Here is a 2,500-nt window from a genome sequence, read left to right as displayed (position 1 = left end):
GTCTTAATAGGGCGAACAGTCGCAGGGTGTAGACCCGAAACCAGGCGATCTATCCATGGCCAGGCTGAAAGTTAGGTAACACTGACCGGAGGGCCGAACCCACATCTGTTGCAATAGATGGGGATGAGCTGTGGATCGGAGTGAAAGGCTAATCAAGCTTGGAGATAGCTGGTTCTCCCCGAAAGCTATTTAGGTAGCGCCTCATGTATCACTTCTGGGGGTAGAGCACTGTTTCGGCTAGGGGGTCATCCCGACTTACCAACCCGATGCAAACTCCGAATACCAGAAAGTGCAATCATGGGAGACACACAGCGGGTGCTAACGTCCGTTGTGAAGAGGGAAACAACCCAGACCGCCAGCTAAGGTCCCTAAATTATCGCTCAGTGGTAAACGATGTGGGAAGGCATAGACAGCTAGGATGTTGGCTTAGAAGCAGCCATCATTTAAAGAAAGCGTAATAGCTCACTAGTCGAGTCGGCCTGCGCGGAAGATTCAACGGGGCTTAAGCGATATACCGAAGCTGCGGATTTAATATTTAGATATTAAGTGGTAGGGGAGCGTTCTGTACGCCGGTGAAGGAATACTCGTGAGAGATTCTGGAGGTATCAGAAGTGCGAATGCTGACATGAGTAACGTTAATGGGAGTGAAAGACTCCCACACCGAAAGACCAAGGTTTCCTGTTCAACGTTAATCGGAGCAGGGTGAGTCGGCCCCTAAGGCGAGGCAGAGATGCGTAGTCGATGGGAATCAGGTTAATATTCCTGAACTTCTATATAATGCGATGGAGGGACGGAGAAAGCTAAACTAGCTGGGTGACGGTTATCCCAGTTTAAGCAAGTAGGCAGAGATCTTAGGCAAATCCGGGATCTTAATGCCGAGATGTGATGACGGTGAGTCTACGGACTCCGAAGTAGTTGATGCTATGCTTCCAAGAAAAACTTCTAAGCTTCAGTTATATAGAAACCGTACCCCAAACCAACACTGGTGGTCGGGATGAGAATTCTAAGGTGCTTGAGAGAACTCGGGTGAAGGAACTCGGCAAAATTGTACCGTAACTTCGGGAGAAGGTACGCCCTTTTAGGTGAAGAATTTACTTCGTAAGCCTGAGAGGGCCGCAGTGAAAAGGTGGCTGCAACTGTTTATCAAAAACACAGGACTCTGCAAACACGAAAGTGGAAGTATAGGGTCTGACGCCTGCCCGGTGCTGGAAGGTTAATTGATGGGGTTAGCAGTAATGCGAAGCTCTTGATCGAAGCCCCAGTAAACGGCGGCCGTAACTATAACGGTCCTAAGGTAGCGAAATTCCTTGTCGGGTAAGTTCCGACCTGCACGAATGGCGTAATGATGGCCACACTGTCTCCACCCGAGACTCAGTGAAATTGAAATCACCGTGAAGATGCGGTGTACCCGCGGCAAGACGGAAAGACCCCGTGAACCTTTACTATAGCTTTGCAGTGGATTTTGAATCTTTTTGTGTAGGATAGGTGGGAGGCTTTGAAGCATTGACGCCAGTCAGTGTGGAGCCATCCTTGAAATACCACCCTAAAATATTTGAAATTCTAACCTAGACCCGTTATCCGGGTTGGGGACATTGCATGGTGGGTAGTTTGACTGGGGCGGTCTCCTCCGAAAGAGTAACGGAGGAGTGCGAAGGTACCCTCAGCGCGGTCGGAAATCGCGCTTTTGAGTGCAAAAGCATAAGGGTGCTTGACTGCGAGACAGACAAGTCGAGCAGGTACGAAAGTAGGTTTTAGTGATCCGGTGGTTCTGTATGGAAAGGCCATCGCTCAACGGATAAAAGGTACTCCGGGGATAACAGGCTGATTCCGCCCAAGAGTCCATATCGACGGCGGAGTTTGGCACCTCGATGTCGACTCATCACATCCTGGGGCTGTAGTCGGTCCCAAGGGTATGGCTGTTCGCCATTTAAAGTGGTACGCGAGTTGGGTTCAGAACGTCGTGAGACAGTTCGGTCCCTATCTGCCGTGGGCGTTGGAAATTTGAGGGGAGCTTCTTCTAGTACGAGAGGACCGAAGTGGACGTATCTCTGGTGTTCCGGTTGTCATGCCAATGGCATTGCCGGGTAGCTAAATACGGACGGGATAACCGCTGAAAGCATCTAAGCGGGAAGCCCACCCCAAGATTAGATTTCCCTAGAGGTTTAACCTCTCTAAAGGTCCGTTGGAGACTACAACGTTGATAGGTTGGGTGTGTAAGTGCAGTAATGCATTGAGCTAACCAATACTAATGACCCGTGAGGCTTGACCATATAATAGGTCTCAGAAAAATGTAACAAATGATGTCGCTAGACTGAACCAACTAAACCAAAGAATGCTGTTGCTGTGATCAAATCACATCAACCACCAGTTTTCCTGGAGACAATAGCGCTATGGAACCACCTGATCCCATTCCGAACTCAGAAGTGAAACGTAGCTGCGCCGATGATAGTGTGGGGCCTCCCCATGTGAAAGTAGGTCATCTCCAGGGCCTAACATGAAT

2 rRNA genes (1 of these 2 cut by a window edge) are annotated in these 2,500 nt (G+C 49.5%); both read left to right on the top strand.

What is annotated here, in order from left to right:
• Positions 1-2,270, top strand: a 23S ribosomal RNA gene (locus B9T10_RS10095); it begins 637 nt to the left of the window's first position.
• Positions 2,271-2,372: 102 nt separating this feature from the next.
• Positions 2,373-2,488, top strand: a 5S ribosomal RNA gene (gene rrf / locus B9T10_RS10090).
• The last annotated feature ends 12 nt before the right edge of the window (positions 2,489-2,500 follow it).

The sequence above is a fragment of the Wohlfahrtiimonas chitiniclastica genome (genome assembly GCF_002252325.1).
Taxonomy (GTDB): domain Bacteria; phylum Pseudomonadota; class Gammaproteobacteria; order Cardiobacteriales; family Wohlfahrtiimonadaceae; genus Wohlfahrtiimonas; species Wohlfahrtiimonas chitiniclastica.
This window is presented reverse-complemented; position numbering and strand designations above follow the sequence as displayed.